The organism is Flagellimonas amphidinii, from assembly GCF_013090115.1.
Classification (GTDB): domain Bacteria; phylum Bacteroidota; class Bacteroidia; order Flavobacteriales; family Flavobacteriaceae; genus Flagellimonas; species Flagellimonas amphidinii.
In genome coordinates this window covers 646810-669170 of sequence record NZ_JABFNN010000039.1, presented here as the reverse complement: position 1 = coordinate 669170, position 22361 = coordinate 646810, and the positions used below count along the sequence as shown (strand labels likewise).

At 38.2% G+C, this 22361-nt stretch carries 21 protein-coding genes and 1 riboswitch; of the genes, 13 read left to right on the top strand and 8 right to left on the bottom strand.

Annotated elements, in window-relative coordinates:
• Nucleotides 1-24 precede the first annotated feature (24 nt).
• On the bottom strand, nt 25-1434 hold the full coding sequence (gndA, locus tag HJC33_RS14955; RefSeq protein ID WP_171659620.1) for an NADP-dependent phosphogluconate dehydrogenase: 1410 nt from the start codon (nt 1432-1434) through the stop codon (nt 25-27).
• A gap of 161 nt (nt 1435-1595) precedes the next feature.
• Here gndA and zwf point away from each other — a divergent pair, with 161 nt between their 5' ends.
• The 4 genes from zwf (at nt 1596) to HJC33_RS14935 (ending at nt 6868) form a co-directional block, all read left to right on the top strand.
• Entirely contained in the window at nt 1596-3128 is a 1533-nt protein-coding gene (gene zwf / locus HJC33_RS14950) for a glucose-6-phosphate dehydrogenase (RefSeq protein ID WP_171659619.1), read from the top strand.
• A 56-nt stretch (nt 3129-3184) separates the two neighbouring features.
• Entirely contained in the window at nt 3185-3901 is a 717-nt protein-coding gene (pgl, locus tag HJC33_RS14945) for a 6-phosphogluconolactonase (RefSeq protein ID WP_171659618.1), read from the top strand.
• 100 nt (nt 3902-4001) lie between these two features.
• Nucleotides 4002-5567 carry a hypothetical protein gene (locus HJC33_RS14940; RefSeq protein ID WP_171659617.1) on the top strand — a complete coding sequence of 522 codons (1566 nt, stop codon included), beginning with the start codon at nt 4002-4004 and terminating at the stop codon, nt 5565-5567.
• A gap of 2 nt (nt 5568-5569) precedes the next feature.
• A complete protein-coding gene (locus HJC33_RS14935) occupies nt 5570-6868 on the top strand; it encodes a M48 family metallopeptidase (RefSeq protein WP_171659616.1) in 1299 nt (432 codons plus the stop codon).
• Here the strand turns inward: HJC33_RS14935 and HJC33_RS14930 are convergent.
• From HJC33_RS14930 to HJC33_RS14905, 6 genes are read right to left on the bottom strand one after another with little or no spacing between them, the layout of a single operon-like run.
• Complete coding sequence (locus HJC33_RS14930) at nt 6865-7410, bottom strand: acyl-CoA thioesterase (RefSeq protein WP_171659615.1); 546 nt, start codon at nt 7408-7410, stop codon at nt 6865-6867. The two genes, HJC33_RS14935 and HJC33_RS14930, sit on opposite strands and share 4 nt — an antisense overlap.
• A 1-nt stretch (nt 7411) precedes the next feature.
• Entirely contained in the window at nt 7412-7777 is a 366-nt protein-coding gene (locus tag HJC33_RS14925; protein WP_171659614.1) for a 6-phosphogluconate dehydrogenase, read from the bottom strand.
• 3 nt (nt 7778-7780) lie between these two features.
• A complete protein-coding gene (locus HJC33_RS14920) occupies nt 7781-9124 on the bottom strand; it encodes a DNA recombination protein RmuC (protein ID WP_171659613.1) in 1344 nt (447 codons plus the stop codon).
• Nucleotides 9125-9184: 60 nt separating this feature from the next.
• Nucleotides 9185-9964, bottom strand: a complete 780-nt coding sequence (locus HJC33_RS14915) for an ABC transporter ATP-binding protein (RefSeq protein ID WP_171659612.1) — start codon at nt 9962-9964, stop codon at nt 9185-9187.
• On the bottom strand, nt 9964-10995 hold the full coding sequence (locus tag HJC33_RS14910) for a FecCD family ABC transporter permease (RefSeq protein ID WP_171659611.1): 1032 nt from the start codon (nt 10993-10995) through the stop codon (nt 9964-9966). The genes HJC33_RS14915 and HJC33_RS14910 overlap by 1 nt, the downstream gene beginning before the upstream one ends.
• Nucleotides 10996-12153 (bottom strand): ABC transporter substrate-binding protein, encoded by a 1158-nt coding sequence (locus HJC33_RS14905; RefSeq protein ID WP_171659610.1) that lies wholly within the window; start codon nt 12151-12153, stop codon nt 10996-10998.
• Between the two features lie 55 nt (nt 12154-12208).
• Nucleotides 12209-12428: riboswitch (cobalamin riboswitch) on the top strand.
• A gap of 70 nt (nt 12429-12498) precedes the next feature.
• Between HJC33_RS14905 and HJC33_RS14900 the strand changes: the two genes are divergently transcribed.
• Nucleotides 12499-14355 carry a TonB-dependent receptor plug domain-containing protein gene (locus HJC33_RS14900; RefSeq protein ID WP_171659609.1) on the top strand — a complete coding sequence of 619 codons (1857 nt, stop codon included), beginning with the start codon at nt 12499-12501 and terminating at the stop codon, nt 14353-14355.
• Between the two features lie 16 nt (nt 14356-14371).
• A complete protein-coding gene (locus tag HJC33_RS14895) occupies nt 14372-15310 on the top strand; it encodes an ABC transporter substrate-binding protein (RefSeq protein ID WP_171659608.1) in 939 nt (312 codons plus the stop codon).
• A gap of 46 nt (nt 15311-15356) precedes the next feature.
• Here HJC33_RS14895 and HJC33_RS14890 read toward each other — a convergent pair whose 3' ends face one another.
• Nucleotides 15357-16829, bottom strand: a complete 1473-nt coding sequence (locus HJC33_RS14890) for a S41 family peptidase (protein WP_171659607.1) — start codon at nt 16827-16829, stop codon at nt 15357-15359.
• Between the two features lie 205 nt (nt 16830-17034).
• Here HJC33_RS14890 and HJC33_RS14885 point away from each other — a divergent pair, with 205 nt between their 5' ends.
• The 7 genes from HJC33_RS14885 (at nt 17035) to HJC33_RS14855 (ending at nt 22353) form a co-directional block, all read left to right on the top strand.
• On the top strand, nt 17035-17544 hold the full coding sequence (locus HJC33_RS14885) for an RNA polymerase sigma factor (RefSeq protein ID WP_171659606.1): 510 nt from the start codon (nt 17035-17037) through the stop codon (nt 17542-17544).
• Complete coding sequence (locus HJC33_RS14880; protein WP_171659605.1) at nt 17531-17950, top strand: hypothetical protein; 420 nt, start codon at nt 17531-17533, stop codon at nt 17948-17950. The genes HJC33_RS14885 and HJC33_RS14880 overlap by 14 nt, the downstream gene beginning before the upstream one ends.
• Nucleotides 17951-17960: 10 nt before the next feature.
• Complete coding sequence (locus HJC33_RS14875; RefSeq protein WP_171659604.1) at nt 17961-18503, top strand: DUF4252 domain-containing protein; 543 nt, start codon at nt 17961-17963, stop codon at nt 18501-18503.
• Nucleotides 18504-18508: 5 nt separating this feature from the next.
• A complete protein-coding gene (locus HJC33_RS14870) occupies nt 18509-19051 on the top strand; it encodes a DUF4252 domain-containing protein (protein WP_171659603.1) in 543 nt (180 codons plus the stop codon).
• An 81-nt stretch (nt 19052-19132) separates the two neighbouring features.
• Nucleotides 19133-19672 carry a DUF4252 domain-containing protein gene (locus HJC33_RS14865; RefSeq protein WP_171659602.1) on the top strand — a complete coding sequence of 180 codons (540 nt, stop codon included), beginning with the start codon at nt 19133-19135 and terminating at the stop codon, nt 19670-19672.
• Nucleotides 19673-19814: 142 nt separating this feature from the next.
• Nucleotides 19815-20630 carry a mechanosensitive ion channel family protein gene (locus tag HJC33_RS14860; RefSeq protein ID WP_171659601.1) on the top strand — a complete coding sequence of 272 codons (816 nt, stop codon included), beginning with the start codon at nt 19815-19817 and terminating at the stop codon, nt 20628-20630.
• A 454-nt stretch (nt 20631-21084) separates the two neighbouring features.
• Nucleotides 21085-22353 (top strand): hypothetical protein, encoded by a 1269-nt coding sequence (locus tag HJC33_RS14855; protein ID WP_171659600.1) that lies wholly within the window; start codon nt 21085-21087, stop codon nt 22351-22353.
• Nucleotides 22354-22361 lie beyond the last annotated feature (8 nt).

The following is a 22361-nucleotide window of genomic DNA, read 5'->3' as shown; positions in this document are numbered from 1 at the left end:
TTCTAATTTGTAATTGGGGTTAATTTATTCTTCCCACTCTGTATGAAAAATTCCTTCTTGATCTAAACGCTCATACGTGTGTGAGCCAAAATAATCCCGCTGCGCTTGGATAAGGTTTAGAGGCAGTCTACTGCTGGTGTAAGCATCAAAATAGGTCAAGGCATTGGAAAGTCCTGGTAGCGGAATGCCGTTGGTGGCTGCAAAAGCAACTAATTCACGGGCAGCACTTACCGTTTCTTGTACTTTTTCCACAAAAGAAGCGGAAAGTAAGAGATTCTGTAGCCCTTCATCAGCACGATAGGCTTCAGTAATATCTGCCAATAAAGCTGCGCGAATGATACAGCCTGCACGCCAGATTTTTGCAATTTCACCCAATTCCAGTTCGTAGCCGTATTCTTTTGAGGCATCTGCCAATTGATGCATGCCCTGTGCATAGGTGATAATAAAGGCAAAATACAATGCCTGTTCGGCTTTTGTGGCCAAATCATCTTTTTCAATTCCAGCAACATCAGGTCGGTCATAAAGCTCATCAGCCTTAATACGCTCAGCTTTTAAGGCGGAAATTTCTCGCATACTTACGGCAATATCAATGGTAGGCACGGGAATTCCCAAGTCCATGGCATTCTGCGAAGTCCATTTTCCAGTTCCCTTTTGTTTGGCCTTGTCCAAAATCTTATCTACTAAATGACCATCACCCAAATCATCTTTTTGCTCAAAGATTTCTGAGGTAATTTCTACTAAAAAAGACTGTAATCGTCCTTTATTCCATGAAGCAAAGGTCTCATGGAGTTCTTTGTTGGTAAAACCACCAGCTTTTTTGAGTAGGTCATATATCTCCGAAGTAAGCTGCATCAATCCGTATTCTATGCCATTGTGAACCATTTTCACATAGTTTCCAGCTGATTTTGGCCCCAAATACGTTACGCAAGGCTCACCTTTGTACTTTGCGGATACAGCTTCAAAAATGGGTTTTACGTGTTGATAGGCATCTCTAGAACCTCCGGGCATAATGCTAGGTCCTTTTCGGGCACCTTTGGCTCCTCCGGAAACTCCTGCTCCAAAAAAGTTGATGCCTTTTTCTTTTAGATAGGCCTCACGCCTGTCTGTATCCGTAAAAAAGGAATTTCCACCATCAATAATGATATCTCCTTTATCCAAATGGGGTAGTAAGCCATCAATAACAATATCGACCACTTTACCAGCCGGAACCAGCAACATAATTTTGCGTGGAGTACTCAGTGCTTGCACAAAAGTGGCCACATCTTGAGTGGCATTCACTTTTGACGGGTCACCGCCTTCTTCAATTAGGGCATTTACTTTTTCTTCATCCAAATCATTGCCAAAAGCGGTAAATCCGTTATCGGCTACGTTCAAAATAAAATTACGTCCCATTACCCCAAGGCCCACTAGGCCAAAATCATATGTATCTGCCATGTTTTTTTCTTATCTGCTCTTTATGTTAAGACAACACTAAGTAAGCTATTTCTTCGATTTTGAACCTAAAATAAACGTTATATTCGTTATGCTCAAAATTAAATGGAATCATAACTTTATTAGGGCCATTTTTAAATCATACAGCGAACACCAGGAACACTATGAAGAAGACCGACAATCAGATACTTGTCATTTTTGGAGCATCAGGAGATTTAACAGCAAGAAAACTGATACCTGCTCTTTTCAATTTGTATTTAGCAAAACATCTTCCCGAAAATTTTGTGGTTTTGGGGGCAAGTCGAAGTGATCTTACAGATGAGGAATTTCGAAATAGGGTAGTGCACAACAGCCCTTATTTAAAGGAAAAAATTGCAAAACTTGATAAAAAGGAGTTAAAAGCCTTTTCTGATAGGTTGTATTATGAGGATTTGGGTGGAAGCTACGATACTGAATACAAGAATTTGCGCAAACGGGTGGAAGCACTCAAAGATGCCCATGATACTTCGGGAAATATTATATATTACCTCTCAACACCGCCAACGCTTTATGAGACAGTAGCGCAAAGGTTGGCCGAAGCAGAAATGAATACGCAAAACCATGGTTGGAAACGATTGATAGTGGAAAAGCCCTTTGGTTATAGCCTAGAAACTGCAAAGAAACTGAACAAAGGACTACAACAGTACTTTGATGAATCCCAGATTTATAGAATAGACCATTATTTAGGCAAGGAAACCGTTCAAAATTTACTGGTGACCCGTTTTGCCAATAGTATATTTGAGCCGCTATGGAACCGAAACTACATTCAGCATGTGGAAATCACCAATGCGGAAAGTGTAGGTGTGGAAAAGCGAGGTGGTTATTACGATAAATCTGGAGCGCTTCGGGATATGTTCCAAAACCATTTGCTCCAAATAATCTCGCTTGTAGTGATGGAACCTCCCATTGGTAATCAACCCGAAGAGATTCGAAATGAAAAAGTGAAAGCATTGAAATCTCTTCGAATAATGCGGGATGAGCAGACTTTGTTTGATCATACCATAAGAGCCCAATATGTTGGTTCAGAAGTTGGCGGAGAGAAAGTAAAGGGATATCGCGAAGAAGATGGGGTGGATGCTAATTCCACGACCGAAACTTATGCAGCCATCAAGTTTTATGTGGATAACTGGCGTTGGGAAGGTGTTCCTTTCTATGTTAGGACTGCGAAACGGATGCCTACAAAGGTCACAGAAATTGTTATTCACTTTAAAACGCCCCATCATCAGATTTTTAGGGATTCTGGAGTGCACAGCAAAGACAATAAACTAATTGTTCGTATTCAGCCAGATGAAGGAATGTTGATCAAATTTGGAGTAAAGGTACCCGGACAGGGATTCAAAGTAGAGCGTGCCAATCTGGATTTTTATTATTCCAGCCTTTCCGAAACTTATGTAATGGATGCATACGAGCGTTTATTGTTGGATGCTATGCAAGGAGATGCCACACTTTACGCGAGAGCCGATGAGGTAGAGGCAGCTTGGGATTTTGTGGATCCCATTCTAGACTACTGGAAAAATGGAAAGGATGTTAGAATGTATGGTTACGCAGCTGGAGTCTGGGGTCCGGAAAATGCAGATGATTTAATTGAAGGAACAGGTTTTTGGCGTAATCCAGGAGAGAATTTGTCCGATGACCCTGGCTATTGTGTGATTTGTTAGGTTTGGTTAGTTTGAGCGGCAGTGGATAACAGTTTAGGAAAAGCATATAGAATTTTATGGATTTAAAAATATACGAGGATAAGCAAGAAGTAGCTGAACAATTTTCGACTTATTTTGCACAAAAGGTTGGTAAAAGTGAGACTTTTCATGTTGCTCTTTCAGGGGGAAGTACGCCCAAAATAGTTTTTGATGTTTTAGCTCAAAACTTTTCAGATAGAATAGATTGGGAGAACATCCATTTTTATTGGGGAGATGAGCGTTGTGTGCCACCAACGGATGAGCAGAGCAATTACAAGATGACTGTTGAGCATTTGTTCTCCAAAATTGAGTTGCCAGAAGCGAATATCCATAGGATTTTAGGAGAAAATGACCCCACTAGTGAAGCTATGCGATATGCCAATTTGTTGGAAATCAATTTGGATAGGGTAGCAGAAGTGCCCCAATTTGATTTAGTGATTTTAGGTATGGGCGATGATGGACATACTGCTTCCATTTTTCCTCATGAAATTGAATTATGGAATTCGCCAGACCATTGTGTGGTAGCCACTCATCCAGATTCTGGGCAAAAAAGGGTTTCCATAAATGGAAAGGTCATAAACACAGCCAAAGAAGTGGCATTTTTGGTCACAGGAGCTTCCAAAGCTGAAAAAGTGAAGTCTGTAGTGGAAAAAATGGGAGGCTCTGAGGCTTATCCCGCAAGTTTGGTTAATCCAGAATCTGGAAATTTGGTTTGGTTTTTAGATAAGGATGCTTCATTGCTTCTGAGTCAGTAGTCATATAACGTACAAAATATGGTAAATAATTGTAATAAATTTTCGTTAATATAGTTCCTGATAATTCAGTCGTTGTACGAACTTTAAACTGGACAAATTAATGAAAACTCCCCTTAGCTTATTCGTGACGCTTATCGTAAGCTATTTTGCCATTTCTCAATCCCAAGATTTGATATCTCTTTCTATAGGAGATTATGTAGGTTTTGATGTTATAATAGACAATGATAGGGACGTTTATGGCTATGTCTCCATTTATTCCAAAGGAGATGTTGATGATGGCGACAAATCTTTTGAGATTATTTTGTTGGATAAAAACTTAAATAAAGTATCCAATATAGATTTTGAGGCTTCAAATTCTATATATTCTTTTAAAGTATACATGAATTTTGAACAAGAAATCATCTTGTTGCCATATAGTTATGGAATATATTCTTTTAACTATAATTTCTCTGAAATGCTCGAAGCCGATTTTAAATCGAAAACGGTGATTCCTTATAAATTTGAATGTTATAAAGAGGATGGAGCGTTCGAAGATTGTAAAACGTATCAAACCTTTAGAGAGAAGAGAAAAGATGATAAAAAGAATTTCAAAGAAAAAGGCTATGTGTATGATAGTGATGTTCATAGAGTAAGAAATTCATATTCATTGGTTTTGGACCGGAAACGGCATAAAAAGTTCTATGATGATGTTTCTGTTAGAGTATTTGACGAGCAAAAGGAGCTTAAATGGGAAGTTAATATTGATTCTTTGGGTTCTGAAAAAAGGTTTGCCAATGTTGATTTATTTTGGAAAAACCTTAAAAAAAGCGAAAATCTGTACATCACTGTTTCCAGTTTCGACAAAACCTATGCCTCTGCAAAATATCTATCCTCCAGTGAAAATGTACATAATACTAGGCACTGGAATAAGATTCTAGGATTTAACATTGAAACAGGAGAGGAGGTATTCAATAAAAATATCACAGGATGGTACAATAATGCTCCAGATGCTCTTGTCAGAAAAGAGACAGATGATTATTTAGTTGATGTAAGGGTGCTGAACAACGAGGTTGGGACTCAAATAGGCTTTAGACGCACAAAAATTGGATTAAAGGATAACACTATTTCATTTGATGATTTATTGTTTGAAAGTATGATGGATAAAATAGACCGTTTGAATAAGTATGGTTCGATCGGTGGAAATTACAAATTAAATCCAATCGCATCTTTTGTCAACAAAGATGGGTCTGTTTATATACTCACAGAGGAATACAAGAGTGCATATAATGTGTTGTGGGGGTATAATGTAAATAAGAACAAAGATTTCTTTTTGATAAGAACAACATCAGATTTTAAAATTGAAAGTATTGACCGTATAGAAAAGGATAAATCAAAATATGCGTATACTGACTTTTTATTTTGGCAGTCATTAAACAATGATAACAACGATATTGCATTTTTTTATACCGATAAACGTCAAGATCAAGAGGAAAAACAAAAGTTTCGGGTTCTTGGGGTTTGTACTATTATTGATGGGAAATTTAGTAGTGAGGAATTGAAAATTGAATCAAAATCAGAAGAATTTATGATAGTTCCATCAATAGCTAAGCGAGGCTATATCATGTTGCATGAATACAATAAAAAGGAAGCTTACAATGCTGTTCGCTTGGAAAGATTAAACTATTGATAATGAGGTTGGCCTTATTTTTTTGCTTATGGGCTACATATTTATTTTCCCAAGAATATGTTCCTCTTGATACTTTGGATCAAGACTTTCGCAATAAAAACAAACAAATATTTGCACAAAAATTAATGGTGCTTGAACAAAAAATAAAAGGAAGGGTACCTTTAAGCGCAAGCCACGAACTTCATGAAAACTTGGAAAGTTTCAAGGATTTTTTTTCAAAAGGAATTGAAAGGGGAGAATATGTTTATGATAGCCCTTTTAATGAAAAAATCGAGGAGATATATGAGGAAATCCATACCGCAAACCCCAAGGTGCCAAAAGATTTTCAGCTTTTGCTATCAAGGAACATATCATTGAACGCGTATTGTTTTGCAAATGGAACAATGGTTGTAAATCTTGGTACTCTTCATTATTTGGAGACTGAGGATCAATTGGCGGCAATTATTTGTCACGAAATTGCGCATAATTTACTGAAGCATTCTGAGAATCATATTTTGGAAGGCATACAAGGTAGAAATGCCAAGGGTTCCAGAAAGGAATATCGCAATTTGAAAAGGGAAAGATATAACCGACAGAAGAAAGCTTTTGAAGTCTTAAAAGAGAAATTGTATAATAATAGTAGGAAAAATAGAGGCCAAGAACTTGAAGCAGATTCGCTAGGGTTTGTATTGCTTAAAAACACGAGGTATAAATCATCGGAAATGCTTAAAGCTCTTGAGCTTTCTTTACAATTTGATACGGTTAAACCCGCTGATTTGGATATAAGTGTTTACAAAAAGATATTTGATATTCCAGAACAACCATTTGATGAAAAGTGGCTTGATAAAGAAGATTTTTCAAAGTACGATTATGTTTTTGAAGAGAAATTGTCCAGTGATTCAATAAGTTCGCATCCAGAAATCACGGAAAGAATTGAAAGGCTGAAACAGACTTTTTTAGATTTGAGAACTTTTCATGTAGATAGCGTTGCGGTCTCTGGAAATACTGATTATGATGAACTAAATCTCAGAGCAAGAAAAGAATTGGTTCCAAACTTATTTTATCTTAAAAAGTATGGTTTTTGCGTTTATCTAGCTCTTTATAGGATTCAACAAAATTTTATGGTGGATTACCACAAAAAATGGTTGGGCAATGCGTTTGGTGAAATCTATAAGGCTCGTAAAAAATATATGGCCAATAAATATATTGATAGAATAGATCCTGAAAATCAATCAGAAAGTTATCAGCAGTTTATTAATTTCATGTGGAATTTACGTCTCGAAGAAATTCATAAAATAGCCGAATTTTACTCAAAGACTTAATCCAAGTCCATCTTAACATTCTCACCATCCAAAAAGTCCAAATACTCGTTCACTTTAAAGTTGGTGGAGTCATATTTGCTGTCTCGTTGATTGGCTGAGAGTTTCCGTTCCTTGCTTCGTGCAAACCGGCGGATATCTTGTTTGCTTTTTAAAATGAGACCAGGAATTTTTTTGTTCTCACCATTCTCACCCTTGGCCACCATGGTAAAATAGGATGAATTACAGTGCTTGACTTCCCCAGTGGTGATGTTTTCGGATTCTACTCGAACCCCGACTACCATGGAGGTTTTTCCCGTAAAATTGATGGATGCCTTCAAGGTTACCAATTCTCCTACTTCAATGGGGTTTAGGAAATCCACACGGTTCACGGAAGCCGTTACACAATAGCTCTGCGAGTGTTTGGAAGCACAGGCAAAAGCAATTTGATCCATTAAGTTTAAAACATGTCCACCATGCACTTTACCCCCAAAATTGGAATGGGAGGGAAGCATCAATTCAGTGATGGAAACTTGGGATGACTTTATGGTCTTGTACTTGCTCATATTAGTTTTGAAAATGAGGGGATTCTTCAGGTTCAATGTCAATGATAAAATATTTGGTGTCGCCCAACCAAAAAAAGGTGGAATAGCGTTCCTTGTAGGCCACTTTTACATAGCGACCTTGAAAATCTTTCATTTTTTCAATGATTTCCTCTTCACTGTCCTCAACAGAAAAGGAAAAAATATTGGTACCTGAAATTCCTTGGCTTATTTGGCCTTCCCAAGTCTTGACCAATACACCTTTTCTACTGAACTTGATCAACTCACCGGAACGATATCCTTCACTGAAAGGAACGTAATAGATAAAGGCAAAATATGCTGCAATACCAAGGATAATGACAGAAATGGCAATAAATAGAAACTTTCTCATGGGTTATAGTTCAAGTTTGGGTTCTTCAAAATCATCTTCTTGAGCTCGTTTCAAAATGGGTTCTGGAATGGATTTCTTGGCTTTGGCCCCCATCTTTTTTAATTTTTCAATACTTGTGATGATATTACCACGACCTTCTACCAATTTGTTCATGGCGCCACGATACTCACTTTTGGCCTCGTCCATTTTCTTGCCCACTTTGGTCAAATCTGTTACAAAACCTTCAAACTTGTCATACAGCGCACCAGCTTGCCGTGCAATTTCAATGGCATTTTTTTGTTGTTTCTCGTTGTTCCACATAGTGTCTATGGTACGTAATGTGGCCAAGAGGGTAGAAGGGGTTACAATAACTATATTTTGCTCAAAAGCTTTGTTGTAAATCAGGTTGTCCTCATTAATGGCGATGGCAAAAGCAGGTTCAATGGGAACGAACATCAATACAAAATCTGGGCTCTCTATTTCATAGAGGTCCTCATATTTTTTTGCGGAAAGTTGCTCCACATGTTTCCGTAGGGAATTGATGTGATCTTTTAAAAATTTAGGTTTATCATCCTCATCGGCATTGGTGTATCGCTCATAATCCGTGAGCGAAACCTTGGAATCCACAATCATTTTTTTGCCATTGGGCAGATGGATGATGACATCGGGCATTACTCGACTCCCATCTTCACGAGTAAAGCTTTGCTGTACGCTGTATTCCCTATCTTTCTCTAAACCAGATTTTTCCAATACCCGTTCCAATACCAATTCTCCCCAGTTACCTTGCGTTTTGCTATCTCCCTTTAGGGCTTTGGTTAAATTTTCTGCCTCTTGGGTTATTTTTAAATTTTGGTTTTGAAGGTTGAGCAATTGCTCCTTAAGTGCTGAATGGATACTGATATTCTCCTTTTGGGATTTTTCCACCTTTTCCTCAAACTCTTTTATTTTTTTGTTGAGTGGAGTTAGAATATTCTCAATATTTTCCTTGTTTCTTTTGGTAAATTTTTCGCTTTTGTCCTCTAGGATTTTATTGGCTAGATTTTCAAAATCCTTGGCGAACTTTTCCTGTAATTTTTCAACTTCTTGTTTTTGCTCGGTATTGATACGTTGCAAATTCTCTAAATCAGCTTGGTATCTGACCAATTGATTGCTTTGGTGTTCTTTTTCAGACTGGAGGTCTTTCTTTTCTTGGTCAGCTTCTAGAAGTTTGTCATTAAGGGATTTGATACTGGCATTCAACTGGTGTTCACGCTCTCCCCAAACACTTTCATTGGATTTGGTCTTTAATTTTTGGATATAGATGCCTATCAGTAATCCTAATACCAAGGTTACAAGTCCTGTAATAACATAAATAAGTTCAGTACTCATGTAATGATTTCTTCGGATAAAGATAAACGATTCCTGTTGATGGCAGAATGGAAAATCAACTTACTTATTCACCTTAAAAGAGCCGGTTTTAGGGTCAAACTTTACCATTTCTGAAGGAAATAGGCGTTCAAAATGTTTTTGCTCGATCAATTCACAAGGTTCTCCAAAAGGATTGTCGGTGCCATTCAATAGTAACATTTTGTCGCAAAGCTGTATGGCCAAATCAATTTCGTGGGTGGTGAATAGTATGGTTTTTTGTTGTTGATGCGCCAGTTCTTGCAATAACCTTAAAATTTGAACTTTATGATACAGATCCAGATGGGTCGTAGGCTCATCCAATAGAATTATGGATGTATCTTGAGCCATGGCCCTTGCAATAAAAACGCGTTGCAATTGACCATCGCTAAGTTCGTAACATTTACGTTCTCGTAAGTCTTGCAACATAAATGTTGAGAGACTTTCTTGGATAAACTTTTTATCTTGATGGGTCAAAGAACCCAGCCAATTGGTATGCGGTTGACGACCGAGGGTTATCAATTCTTGTACGGTCAAATTTTTGGAAGCCGGTTGTTCCGTCAACACTACACTCAGTTGTTTGGCGAGCAGGTTTTGCACAAGTTCTTCCAGTTTTTTATGCTGAATTTCAATAGATCCCTCCAATTTGGGCTGAAATCCTGCCAATGTTCGCAATAAAGTGGATTTTCCAATACCATTTACGCCCACAATGCCACAAAGTACTCCAGGTTCCAAGGAAAAATTGATATGTTGGGCAACGGCTTTTGATTTGTAACCAATGGCCAAATTTTCCACTTTTAGAATATGTTTCATTGGATGCTGCATCAAAACATTATTTTGCGTTTTCTCACCAACAGCCAAATTACTACGGGTGCTCCAACCAAGGAGGTAATCACATTAATGGGCAAGATGTTTGCCGAATTGGGTAATTGAGCCAAGGTGTCGCACAACAACATCAAAATGGCACCATATAAAAAAACCGCTGGAATAAGGATACGGTGCTCCATGGTGTCAAACAGTTGTCGGGTTAAATGTGGAACTGCCAACCCTACAAAAGCAATGGGGCCTGCAAAGGCGGTAATTCCTCCTGCCAACAAACCTGTGGCAATAATTATAGTGTACCTCGACTTTTTCAGGGATACGCCAAGACTTTGCGCATAATTTTCTCCCAAGAGATAGGCATTTAGGGATTTGATGGATAGCACACTCAGTAAGACACCGATCAAAACAATTCCACCTAAAAGTGATACTTGGTGCATAGAGAGGTTGCCCACACTTCCGAAGGACCAAAAAATAAACCGTTGTAAGTTCTCCGCACTTGAAAAATAGGCGAGTACACTGACCAAGGCAGATGTGATGCTGCCAAACATCAATCCGATGATCAAAAGGGCCATGGTATCCTTAATTCTTTGGGCTACCACGATTACAACCAGCAAAACAAGAAAACTTCCAATACTTGCCGCAATGGCCAAACTTACACTGCCCAGAAAGGAAAAGGAAGTCAATCCTGTAAATAAAGTAGCTCCCATCAGCAACAAAGCTGCACCCAAGCTTGCTCCAGAACTAATTCCCAGCACAAAAGGGCCTGCCAAGGGGTTTTTGAACAAAGTTTGCATTAAAAGTCCGCTCAAGGCAAGTCCCCCGCCCACTAAAATGGAAGTAAACGCTTTTGGAATACGATAGTCCCAGATGATATACCGCCATGAGTCCGACGCAGCTTCATTTCCGAACAAAATGCTGAACATGTCCGTGAAGGGGATGGAAACAGAGCCTGAGCCAATATTCAATAACCATGCAAGGCACAGTGCGATGAAAATCAACACAAATGAGATGCGATATGACGCTGATGGATACATTTATTGCAGGGGCATCATAAAATGAGGTTCATAATCAGGCAAAAGTTCAGGATGTAAAACTGAGATTAGGTCTTTGAGCACCAAATCAGGTCTCTGCGGTGCCAATTCATAAAAAAGAAGCCCACCAGTTGCTCCGGCTTTGATATTGTTGGAATAGATTTTTCTGTTTTTGAATGCTTCAAACTGTTTGTGGTGAGCATTCACATTGCCCAATTCTTCATAAGATCTGTGCATGGATGGATTCAGCCAAAAATCTGCGTGTTGTGCCTTTCCCAAAACAGCTTCCAAACTTAAACCAATGCTTCCAGTTTCACTGGTTTCTGACCAAATATATTTGGCATTGGCATCCTTTAAAAACTGCGCCATCCAACTTTTTCCACCAGAAATGTACCATACATCTTTATATAGTCCGCCTGTTAGCACTGTGGGTTGTTCTTTTGCATTTTGGGCTAATTTTTTTGCAGCTGTATATGATGTTTCGATTGTTGAAAAAATGCTGTCTGCCTCTACTTCTTTGTTGAAGAAAGGAGCAAAAAACTTAATCCATTCTGCCTTGCCCAATGGGGTCTGTTCCACCCAATCCCCATTATAGACCACTGAAATACCAGATTGTTTGATGGTTGCATAGGCTTTATTGGTGTCGTTTATTCCAAATCCCATAATGAGCTCAGGATTTAGCTCTAGCACAATTTCTGTATTCATGCTCTCGTTGGAACCCAATTCTTTGATTTCTCCATCATTTACCAACTGTCTTGCTTTAGTTGAGGAAATAAGGTCCGTATTGGGAAAACCCACCATGGAATTTAATACGCCCAAGGCCTCCAAAGATGGAATATGTGTAGTGGAAGTGACAACTATGCGTTCCAAAGGAGTGGCAATGATGGCATCATAAGCGTCTCTTGGAAGCGTAATGGAAGCCAATTTCTCCCTAGGCACCAGAGCGTATTTAAAGGTGGTTGCCGCTCCTGGCCAAGCTGAATTGACCTCAATGATTGTGATATCACCATTTTTTTCAATAGTAAAACCCTTGGCATGCTCAATTGGAGATTTGGTTGTGGTATGTTCAACGGGTAAAGGCTTCTTTTTTTCTCCACACGCTACAAGAGAAACGAACAAAAATATTGCAAAAACAAGTGTTTTAAGTTGATTTGTTGTCATAGGACCAAAAGTAAGATTATTTAATTTTTACAAAAAAAGATTAAACAGAATCATTACTTTCGCGCTGAATTTAGGTTCATGCGTTGGCTCGTGTGATTAAAAGGGAATCCGGTGTAAATCCGGAACTGTTCCCGCAACTGTAAGTTACTGCCAAACTATGTTTGGCATCCCTAGAATGGGAATGTTGCTTCTTCGTAAACCACTGTCCAAAATTGGATGGGAAGGTTAAGCAACATTGAACAAGTCAGGATACCTGCCAAATTCAAAACAAATAGTGTAAAACTTTCGGGATAAAAGTTTACGTATGGGTATCATACTATTCTCCCGTTTATTCTCGTAAACGAAATGAACAAAAATTATTTATGGACATGTGCCGCTGTTTTGGCGGTAAAGGGACTTGTTGCGCAAGAAATACAACAAGATTCAACTCAAATCCAACAACTTGATGAAGTTGTGGTGAGTGACTCAAGGTTTGCTCTGAAACGTGAAAATTCGGGTAAAACCGTCATTAAAATTTCGGCTGAAGAGCTGGAAAAAAATCAAGGGAAGACCATTCCAGAAATCATCAATACGAAAAGTGGCCTTGAAATTACTGGAAGCCGAGGCAGGGATGGTGCTGTGTTTGGTGTTTTTGCCCGTGGCGGTAGAGGAAGACAAGTGTTGATTCTGATTGATGGTGTGCGAGTGGCGGACCCCTCTTCATTTTCTGCCGAGTACGACCTTAGACTTTTGTCAACAACACAAGTTGAATCCATAGAAATCATAAAAGGTGCAGCAAGTACCTTGTATGGAACCAATGCAGCTACTGCTGTAATCAACATCACCACGAAAAAAAGCGCTACAAAGGAGATCGCTGGAAATTTCCAATCCACTTTCGGAACCAATCAAACGGCTGATGACCAAAACTATAATCTAGCCAGTTTTACCAACAGTGCCAATGTGAGTGGCACACTGAACAGGTTTAAGTACAGTGTTGCTTTTTCAAATAGGTATTCCAATGGAATGTCGGCAGCGGTTACGCCTGAAAATGAAGAGGACGATTTCTCTCAATTCAGTACTATGGTTAAATTAGGGTATCAGTTTTCGGAAAATTTTGATTTTACCATTTATGGTAATCAAACCAAATATGATACAGAATTTGATGCATCCTTGGCAGAAGCCCCCAATCGCACTTTAGTGGACCAGCAACGAGTGGGATTATCTTCAACATATAAATACGGTAAAGGGGAAACCCATATCAATGCCGCTTATTCAGATTATGAAACTGATTCTAGGTCCACCTTTGGCGAAAGTATTTCTGATGGAAAGAATTTGACTATCAACGCTTACAATAAATACACTTTTGCGGATAAGTTGTACACCGTTTTAGGAGTTGATTATCTAACGGACAAAGCGGTTTTTACCAATGAAGAGGAATTTACAATCTTAGACCCTTATGCCAATGTGGTCTATGTTTCGGGGTTTGGCTTGAATCTTAATGCCGGAGCTCGTTTGAATACACATTCCGAATATGGCAACCATTTGGTCTATAATTTGAATCCATCCTATACTTTTCCATTGTCCGAAGGCTATGTAAAATTTTTAGGATCTTATGCCACCTCCTACATTACACCCAATCTAACCCAATTGTTCGGCAGTTTTGGCAATGAAAATCTGGATCCTGAGGAGAATACTACAATTGAAGGGGGTGTTGAATATGCAGTAAATGATAAGCTGCGAATCAGTGCCTTATATTTTACCAGAAACGAAAAAAATAGGATTGGTTTTGATCAAAATTTTATCAGTATTAACATTTCTGATGAAATTGATGCAAGTGGCGTGGAAACGGAAATTGAATGGAACCCTCTTGATGCGCTGAATTTTGGATTGAATTACACCTATACGGAGCGAAAAGGGGATAACGCCATCCGCATCCCAAAACACAAGGTAAATGCTTCCTTGGCCTATGCATTTTCGGAGAAAACCAATGCTTCGCTGACCTACCAATATACCGGAGACCGATTTGATACGGATTTTAGCACATTTATGGATGTTGCTTTGGAGCCTTTTTCGTTGGTCAATTTGTATGCAGAACATCAACTTTGCCACAATTTTAAGTTCTTTATCAATGCCAACAATGTATTGAATGAAGAATTTGTGGAGGTTATTGGTTTCACCACTAGGGGAAGAAATATTAGTGCGGGGTTCAATCTTACCCTTTAATCCTATAATTTGATTTATGTTAAAGGTCTGTTCTTTTTTGCCTGCTGTCACCCAAATGCTTTACGACATGGGATTGGATGGGCATTTGCATGGCGTCACTTTTGAATGCCCAGAACAGGCTTTGAAAGAGAAAAAACCTGTGGTGCGTTGTATTCTGGAGGGTAAAAACCTTTCCAGTATAGAGATTGATGCCCTTTTCTCTGCTAGTAAACATCAAGGAAAGGATTTGTATTATGTGGATGAACCACTTTTGGAGGAGATAGCACCAGATATCATTTTTACCCAAGATATGTGCGATATCTGCCAGATAGATACCGCATGTACGGCGGCTGCTGTGGCCAACTTGGATAAACAACCCCAATTGATATCCATAAGTCCTGAGTCTTTGGATGATGTTTTTGAATCTGCGGTAACTATTGCCAAGGCATTGGGTAAAGAGGAAGCCGCTTACCTATATTTGGATGGATTACGTAAAAGGATAGACCTCATCATTGATAAATTAAGAGTTTCCAAGGCATTGCCCAAAAGGGTCATGCTTTTGGAATGGATGGACCCTATTTTCAATTGTGGACACTGGATACCTCACCAAATAGCCTATGCGGGTGGTGTGGATATGCTTTCCAATCCATCTGGGGATAGTATTGTGACCCGTTGGGATAAAATCATAAAATATGACCCCGAAGTTTTGGTGATTGCTCCATGTGGATTCACAGTGGAGCGCACCTTGGAAGAGTTACACATATTGCGCGAAAAAGAGGGATGGAAAAATCTTAAAGCTGTACAGAATGACGCAGTGTTCATTGCAGATTTTGACATGTTCACCCAATCATCCGCAAATACTTTGGTAAATGGCATTGAATTATTGGCAGGCCTTTTTCACCCTGAAATCATTAAAATTCCCGAATATCTCTCGGGAAAATATTTGCACCTGAAAATGAAGAGGAAAGTACGTTAGTACATGAGTCATTCTAACGAAAAAGCGGCCGATAGGCCGCTTTTTTTTATTTGATTTTTATATTTAGGGGTTTATCCAGATACATATTGTCTCGCAAAGGTGTTTGAACTCTTGAGCTTGTGAATGCCTTTGCTGCCATTTGTACTTCTTGGAGTCCTTTTTTGCTAGAAACCCCTGTAATTTCTTCAATGGCTTTTGCCAAAAGTGGTTCGCTAGGGTCACCAAGCACTCCTAAATTGGTTAAATCTTCTTCTAAGACAATATCTGGGGATAAACCATTTGTATAATCATAAAAACCGTCGGCGTTTTCATTTCTCCCTACCAAGGGCTGTAGTCCCCAACTGTTATCCGAATTAATGTTATCCTCTCGGTCACTATTATAAATGAAGGATGCTTCTGGGTCGTCAACTAAAGTAATCGAGAATTCATTTTTGCCACGAGTGGTTTCTCCGATATGAACAACATCCACATAGGGTGCCAAACCGTTCATGACCAATTCGCTTGCAGAAGCTGAGCTTCCTGTGGCAAGAACGTACACTTTGCTCAGATTCATGGAGTTAATGGCACTTAATCCTGTTGAATTGGCAAAATAGTCTTCTAACTGCTCATCGCTCAATTGTTCTTGGATTTTGCTGTTCCAACGTTGTCTTATGTAAAGGTCATTGGTATTGGTTCCATAGACCATACTTGCCAAAAGTCTGGAAGTATTTACAGAACCGCCAGGATTGTATCGCATATCCAATACAAGTTCTGTTGCGCCATCAGCAACAAATTGCCCGAAGGCGGCATTCAAGTCTTCATTAAAACTGCTTAAAAACCGGTTGTACATCAAATACGCAATTTTAGTTCCGTTGATTTCTAAAGTTTCAGCAACCAAAATAGGATCCTCTACTTGGTTTTCTATTTTGGTGAGGCTTATTTCAGTATCATTGTCGGTTATTGTGGTTCCACTGATGTCTGCCAACCCCAAAGTATACGTGTCATTATCTCCAAAAAGAAGGCCTCTATAATTATTAATGGTCAACGTTTGTCCATCAACCCTTGTAAAAATATCCCCTCTTTTAATATCAGCAGTTGAGGCATTGGAATTGGGTACTATATATTGTACATAACCGAAAATATTATCTCCTTCGGAAAAACGTACCAGGCCAAATTCCAAACCATTGCTTTTGGATACTCCAGAAAGGTTGCTTACCAACTCTGTATAGTCTTCGTTAAGGAAACTAAAACGGTCCTCCTCAAATAAAAGCACATCAAAGAAGAATTCTTCAGGGTCTGTGGTAGCTTCAAGGAATTCAGTGTATTCTTCATCATTGGCAAAACGTGTGTCGGATAAATCATCAACATCGCCCTGCCAAAAGTACCAAAGGTTCATAGCCTGCCACATAAAATTTTGGACAGTGACATCTGCATCTGGAGTTGGATCTGGAGTGTCTCCATTTTGAATACCGTTGTCATCACTACTACAAGAAATAAACAATAGGGATAGCCCTAGAAGTAGGGGGAAGATTTTTTTCATAGCTGAATTTTAATAAAGTTCCTCAATTACCATTCCAATAATAATACGATTGAAAAGTGAGGCTATAATTTTCTGAAATCTTACAATTTTGAAGTACAAAATAGGTACATTCAAGGACAATACAAATTTTTTGTAACAAATTTCGATATGCGTCGTCGTGATAATGAAGGTCCTTAAAAATGACCTACAACAACTAAAACAACTAATGAAACAGGCTGAATTTTTAAATGTAGTGATGCCCTTCAAGGATAAACTATACCGACTTGCGAAACGTTTGTTGGTATCCAAGGAGGAAGCAGAAGACGCCACACAGGAAATTTTGCTGAAACTATGGAGTAAGAATGAGTCCATGGAGGAGTACAAAAATGTTGAGGCATTTGCCATGACAATGACGAAGAACTTTTGTTTGGACAGATTGAAATCCAAACAGGCCAGTAACCTAAAGTTGGTGCACAGCAATTATACGGATGAAAACACATCCTTACAAAAGCAACTTGAGGCCGAAGATAGTGTTCAGTGGATGGAACGCATTATGGAAGAGCTGCCAGAACAGCAAAAGATGGTTTTACAGCTCCGTGATGTGGAACAATACGAATTTGAAGAGATATGTGAATTATTGGACATGAAACCCACAGCGGTTAGGGTGACTTTGTCCAGAGCACGAAAAGCAGTGAGACAAGAATTGATAAAAAAACATAGCTATGGAATTGGATAACATAGAAAAATTATTGGAAAAGTATTTTGAAGCCACCACAACAGTGGATGAAGAAAGAACGTTACAGGAGTATTTTTCTAAAGAAGATGTGGCCGCACATTTAGAACAATACAAACCAATGTTCACTTACTTTTCCGTTGCCAAGGAAGAACGGTACACCAAGCAGGTTCCATTAAAACCTAGAAAAAACTATTACAAGTGGATTTCCGTTGCAGCAGTCGCAGTTTTGTCCTTTGGTATCTATTTTGGGAACGAATACCAAGAAAGAAAACAGGCAGAATATGCCTATCAAGAAACCAAAAAAGCCTTTGAGCTCTTAGCGGAGAATTTTGGAAAGGGCACAGAAAAAGTGGCCTATTTACAAGAGTTTGAAGTCGCAAAACAAAAAATTTACAACAACAATTAAAATCGTAAAAATGAAAAGGAATATTTTAATCGTATTAGTTGCCGTATTGCCACTTACAGGGTTTTCGCAATCATTGTTCGATAAGTACGAAGATTTGGATGAGGTAACCTCGGTAGTGGTGAACAAAAGTATGTTCAACCTACTGGCCAAAATTGACGTGGAGGTAGACGATCCCGAGGCAAGGGATTTCATGGACATAGCCAGTAGTCTTAAAAGTTTAAAAGTGTTTACTACTGATGACTCCAAGATTGGGGCTGATATGAAAAATTCAGTCAACAGTTACCTGAAATCAGCAAGATTGGAGGAGCTTATGCGCGTTAAGGATAAGGATGCCAATGTTAAGTTTTACATTAAGCAGGGAAAGGATGATGACCATGTTAGTGAACTGTTGATGTTTGTTACTGGATTGAAGGAAATAGAAGCAGACGGCAGAAAGTTTGAAACGGTCTTATTGTCTTTGACTGGTGATATTGATTTGAACAAAATCAATTCATTGACCAAAAAGATGAACTTGCCCGAAGAATTGAACAACGCTGGTAAAAAAGGAAACTAAGCACAATGAAAAAGTTAATTGTATTAATCGTATTGGCCTGTGCGCCATTTATGGGAAACTCGCAATCTATCTTTGATAAGTTTGAAGATTCAGAAAGAATAGGTTCCGTGACCATCAATAAAGGAATGTTGGACATCATGACAAAGATCATGGAAAACGATGCCGATCCTGAAACACAGGAATTTGTAGAAGTTGCCAAGAGAATCAATGACATTAAGATTTTCTTGTCCGAAGACAAAGGTGCTGCTGCGGATATGGCCGTAGCCATGAAACAATATGTGAGGTCGGCCAATCTTGTGGAGTTGATGAAAGTGCGTGATGGGGATACCAACTTAAAGTTTTACATCAAACAAGGGAAAGACGATGACCACGTGGAGGAATTATTGATGTTCGTTACCGGAATTGATGAAAAGAAAAACCATCATTCAGATTTTGAGTTCGAAACCGTTCTTTTGACCATGAGAGGGGATATCGATTTGACCCAAGTGGGCACCCTCACCAAGAAAATGAAGTTGCACAAAGGATTGAACAAATTGGATAAAGAATAATACCTGCCGGATTGTAACAAATCCGGCAATACCTCTACCTATCATAGAGATCATCACAACAATCAATCAAAAAAAGTACAGATGAAATATATAGTAAGAAGTTTAGTAATTGTAGCAGCAGTGCTTTTAGCTTCATGTTCTTCGCAACAAAGCTTGCAGGAATATTATGTGGACAGTTCAGAAAACCCCAATTTTATAGCTCTTGATGTTCCTGCCAGCATCCTTAAAATGGAAGCGGTGGATTTAACGCCTGCCCAAAAAGAAGCGGTGGAATCATTGCGTAAATTCAACTTGCTGGCTTTTAGAAAAACGGCGGACAACGTGGCCGAGTACAAATTGGAAAAAAGCAAAGTCAAGGAAATCTTAAAAGATGACGAGTTTGTAGAGTTGATGAAAATCAATTCGCAATATGGCAAAGGAGTGATCAAATATTTGGGAGATGAAGATGCCATTGACGAAGTGATCATCTATGGGGACAGTAAAGATAAAGGATTTGCTTTGGTACGCGTTTTGGGCAAGGATATGAACCCCGCCCACATTGCACAACTCATGCAGGCCATTCAAAAATCCGACTACAAAGGAGAAGGGTTGGGAGAAATAGGGGAATTTTTGAAAGGATAACCAAAATAAACCATCCAATAAAAAAAACCTGGGCCTTTGTCCAGGTTTTTTTTGTCAAATAATATTGGTTTAATATGATGTTGTGACCTTCTTGTTATCTTAGTGTCTCATCATTGGAACACTAACAAATCAAGAAAACAGTATGGAAAAAGCACAAGAATGGATGAATTACGGGTTGGACTTAGCAAAAGAATTCGGACCCAAACTGGTCACGGCCATCCTCATTTACATTGTAGGTTCATGGTTGATCAAAAAAATTATTGGCACCACCAAAAAGGTAATGGCCAAAAGCAAGTACGAGGAATCCCTGCAGAAATTTTTGCTCAATCTTTTAACATGGTCCCTCAAAGTATTTCTGATCATCATCGTTATTTCCCGACTAGGGGTTGATGTGACCACCTTTGCGGCTGTTATTGCTGCGGCTGGACTTGCCATAGGGCTTGCCCTTCAAGGGTCGTTGTCCAACTTTGCCGGTGGCGTATTATTGATGATTTTTAAACCATATCGTATTGGGGATCTTATTGAGGCCCAAGGTGTATTGGGTGTGGTAAAGGAAATTGAGATTTTCACCACCAAGTTGACCACTCCAGAGAATAAACTGGCCATTGTGCCCAACGGAGCCATGGCCAACGGCAACATTGTCAACTACACGGCAGAAGGTAAGATTCGTGTGGACACTGTTGTGGGTGTGGGCTATGGAGAAGACATTAAAAAGACCAAAGAAGTATTGTTGAACGTGCTTACCTCCAACCCACAGGTGTTGCAAGACCCTGCACCTTCGGTGAATGTGATGGAATTGGCCGATAGCTCCGTAAACTTTGCCGTACGTCCTTTCTGCAAACCAGAAGATTATTGGGATGTGTATTTTTCTACCTACGAAAACTGCAAATTGGCACTGGATGAAGCTGGAATTGAAATTCCTTACCCTCATCAAGTGGAAATACATAAAGAAGGATAGATTCGTACATGTATTTGATTTTTACTGCAAAGGCACCCATTGGGTGCCTTTGCAGCTTTATAGGGTCAATTTTTGCGTATAGTACGTCAACCCATAAGGTTAAACTGTCCAATAACGCCAAATTTTTAATGCAAAAAACCCTAACTTCACTTATCGTAGGATATAAATCATTGCAACGGATTCATATCCTTTTAGTTAGCATTAATTATAAAAACATAAATAGAAAAAAAATTGATTATTTAGATGATTAATAGAACAAATTATAATCCCCAATTAAGTTAAATTGGAAATTTGGTGGAAAGAGTTATATATAATCCTAAGTATTCTTTTAATAAAATCATTTAAATTATTTGTTTAATCGGCTAATCACTAAAACATGAGAAAATTTTACTTTTTGTTTATTACTTGCATAATTCTACTATTTAGTTGTACCCCAGAATCTGTTGAAAACATCGTGAAAGATTCAGAAGAAGTAATTGATAATCCTATTAAGGAAGAAGTTGAGGACGAAAATGTAGTTTATTTTACTTTTAATTCTAGGCAACACCATCAAGATTCAGAGAATTGGATTTTAATACACGATCAGGATGGAAATCTAATAGATTTTCAACAATTTGAGTTTAGAGACAGAATCGTTTTTGAAAAACCAAAATCATTATTGGATAGTATTGAGTATTTGAATATGACCTTAAGCAATCATCGAGTTTCCCAAGATGCTATTCGTGGACATTCTATTATCACTTATACAGGTTTGAACAAAGGTGATGAATGGGATAATATTCCAAATCCCGAATTTTATAACGAAGACAAGCAATCATCGCAATATAGTTTAAGTCTAAATAATATTCCTGGTATTGATAGATATCTGCTTAGTTCACTAAATTATGATGAATTTGCAGAATATCCGAATCAGAATGTTGACAAATATGATAAAACCGATATTACACTTAATAATTACGATAAATACTTACTCAGTTTTACTGATTTTGATAAAATACAAAAATATCTATTTATTGAAACAAATCCTGCAGATCCTGAAATCTTAATTGATTACGGTGACTTTAAAAATTATAATGTAATAATAGAAACTAATTTACCTCAAAATAGCTACTTTTTTTATAATACTAGATGCTTTGAAGATAGCGAATTCAAAAGAGGGTTTTCCATGTCTAATTATAATTCTTATGATAGTCCTACAATATCTAGAATTGGATATATCGACGGTTATGAAAGTTACTCTACTCTTTTTGGTATTAGTATGGCTGACTATAGATATTATTATACAAAATATGGAACAAAACCAACATCTATAAATATACCTAATAAACCTGTATTCAATGTTTCTAATACTTCATTAAAAAACTTTAGTTACAATACGGTATTTGATTATCAATGGCGTCGAACAAATTGGAATTTCAACAACTACAATGACCAAGATAGTAATCAACTAATAAATATATTTTGGAGTGTTTATGCAGAGGCCAATAATACAGAGCTAATTATTGGCGAAATTCCGGCAGAAATTTTGGAGAAATACCCGTCATTAAGTATCGAAAAAATAGATTATTATTCTACAGATTTGTACTATTCATCAGCTGAGCACATAAATTCAGGAAATTATAAATATTATATAGAAGATAATCCTAGATACTCAAATAATGTTTTACCATTTCAGTGGGAATATATTACAATATTAAATGAAGACCGTTTGGATGAAAATTAAATATTCCC

What these genes read in the sequence shown, in the direction of transcription:
- gndA (WP_171659620.1), bottom strand. Translation starts at nt 1,434, where the DNA reads ATGGCAGATACATATGATTTTGGCCTAGTGGGCCTTGGGGTAATGGGA.
- HJC33_RS14930 (WP_171659615.1), bottom strand. Translation starts at nt 7,410, where the DNA reads ATGAGCAAGTACAAGACCATAAAGTCATCCCAAGTTTCCATCACTGAA.
- HJC33_RS14900 (WP_171659609.1), top strand. Translation starts at nt 12,499, where the DNA reads ATGAACAAAAATTATTTATGGACATGTGCCGCTGTTTTGGCGGTAAAG.
- HJC33_RS14920 (WP_171659613.1), bottom strand. Translation starts at nt 9,124, where the DNA reads ATGAGTACTGAACTTATTTATGTTATTACAGGACTTGTAACCTTGGTA.
- HJC33_RS14940 (WP_171659617.1), top strand. Translation starts at nt 4,002, where the DNA reads ATGAAAACTCCCCTTAGCTTATTCGTGACGCTTATCGTAAGCTATTTT.
- HJC33_RS14860 (WP_171659601.1), top strand. Translation starts at nt 19,815, where the DNA reads ATGGAAAAAGCACAAGAATGGATGAATTACGGGTTGGACTTAGCAAAA.
- HJC33_RS14875 (WP_171659604.1), top strand. Translation starts at nt 17,961, where the DNA reads ATGAAAAGGAATATTTTAATCGTATTAGTTGCCGTATTGCCACTTACA.
- HJC33_RS14935 (WP_171659616.1), top strand. Translation starts at nt 5,570, where the DNA reads ATGAGGTTGGCCTTATTTTTTTGCTTATGGGCTACATATTTATTTTCC.
- HJC33_RS14885 (WP_171659606.1), top strand. Translation starts at nt 17,035, where the DNA reads ATGAAACAGGCTGAATTTTTAAATGTAGTGATGCCCTTCAAGGATAAA.
- HJC33_RS14915 (WP_171659612.1), bottom strand. Translation starts at nt 9,964, where the DNA reads ATGCAGCATCCAATGAAACATATTCTAAAAGTGGAAAATTTGGCCATT.
- zwf (WP_171659619.1), top strand. Translation starts at nt 1,596, where the DNA reads ATGAAGAAGACCGACAATCAGATACTTGTCATTTTTGGAGCATCAGGA.
- HJC33_RS14870 (WP_171659603.1), top strand. Translation starts at nt 18,509, where the DNA reads ATGAAAAAGTTAATTGTATTAATCGTATTGGCCTGTGCGCCATTTATG.
- pgl (WP_171659618.1), top strand. Translation starts at nt 3,185, where the DNA reads ATGGATTTAAAAATATACGAGGATAAGCAAGAAGTAGCTGAACAATTT.
- HJC33_RS14910 (WP_171659611.1), bottom strand. Translation starts at nt 10,995, where the DNA reads ATGTATCCATCAGCGTCATATCGCATCTCATTTGTGTTGATTTTCATC.
- HJC33_RS14925 (WP_171659614.1), bottom strand. Translation starts at nt 7,777, where the DNA reads ATGAGAAAGTTTCTATTTATTGCCATTTCTGTCATTATCCTTGGTATT.
- HJC33_RS14880 (WP_171659605.1), top strand. Translation starts at nt 17,531, where the DNA reads ATGGAATTGGATAACATAGAAAAATTATTGGAAAAGTATTTTGAAGCC.
- HJC33_RS14865 (WP_171659602.1), top strand. Translation starts at nt 19,133, where the DNA reads ATGAAATATATAGTAAGAAGTTTAGTAATTGTAGCAGCAGTGCTTTTA.
- HJC33_RS14905 (WP_171659610.1), bottom strand. Translation starts at nt 12,153, where the DNA reads ATGACAACAAATCAACTTAAAACACTTGTTTTTGCAATATTTTTGTTC.
- HJC33_RS14890 (WP_171659607.1), bottom strand. Translation starts at nt 16,829, where the DNA reads ATGAAAAAAATCTTCCCCCTACTTCTAGGGCTATCCCTATTGTTTATT.
- HJC33_RS14895 (WP_171659608.1), top strand. Translation starts at nt 14,372, where the DNA reads ATGTTAAAGGTCTGTTCTTTTTTGCCTGCTGTCACCCAAATGCTTTAC.